This is a genomic window from Prevotella sp. oral taxon 317 str. F0108 (assembly GCF_000162415.1).
GTDB classification, from domain to species: Bacteria; Bacteroidota; Bacteroidia; order Bacteroidales; family Bacteroidaceae; genus Prevotella; species Prevotella conceptionensis.
On sequence record NZ_GG740128.1, the window covers coordinates 1 to 568 of the forward strand.

Genomic DNA, 568 nt, shown 5'->3' on the forward strand with positions numbered 1-568 from the left:
TAGCAGTTCTTTCTTAGGTGACTGTCGTACCAAGAGGCATCCTTGTTTAGGTTGTACCATTTGCCTATATAGTCTTTTAATGCTTTTAGGGCAGCCTTACTGTCTGTGGCTTGCGTTACTTTGTATAGCCCCCTTGCATTCTCTTGGGAATCCGAGTTTTTGGGCATGTGTCCTTTTCTCGTTATCTTTCAAGCGTGAGTTCAGCAAGAACCAAAGCAACAAGTCCGGTGTCCAGTCCGCAGGTTTCGCCTCTTCGTCCAAGCGCTGTACGTAGTCTACCAACTGCATGAAGTTTTCATCGGGAATGTTTAGGAGAATGCCCAGTGATATTCTGTTTAGAATGTCATCATATACAGGATTATCACAACTATTATCACGAAGGAAGTAGTCAAAAGAGTCCATATAAATTTTTTGTAGCTCTTTTAGTCCACCGTCCATTGAATATCTTATTTGGATGATATCCATACTGTCGACTCCTACCATATAACAAAAGAACAATTCACTTTCTTGCTCTGTTGTTAGATATGCTTTATACTTGTTGATTGAAGTTAATCTCTTCTCCAACATC

The 568-nt window shown here is 40.3% G+C and carries 2 protein-coding genes; both read right to left on the minus strand.

All coding sequences use genetic code 11. The features are described 5' to 3' along the window. Nucleotides 1-167: PoNe immunity protein domain-containing protein (locus tag HMPREF0670_RS17555; RefSeq protein ID WP_157579686.1), on the minus strand; the 167-nt coding region annotated here is incomplete at its 3' end. Continuing rightward, nucleotides 97-568: PoNe immunity protein domain-containing protein (locus HMPREF0670_RS15235; protein WP_009232019.1), on the minus strand; the 472-nt coding region annotated here is incomplete at its 5' end. The genes HMPREF0670_RS15235 and HMPREF0670_RS17555, both read right to left, overlap by 71 nt.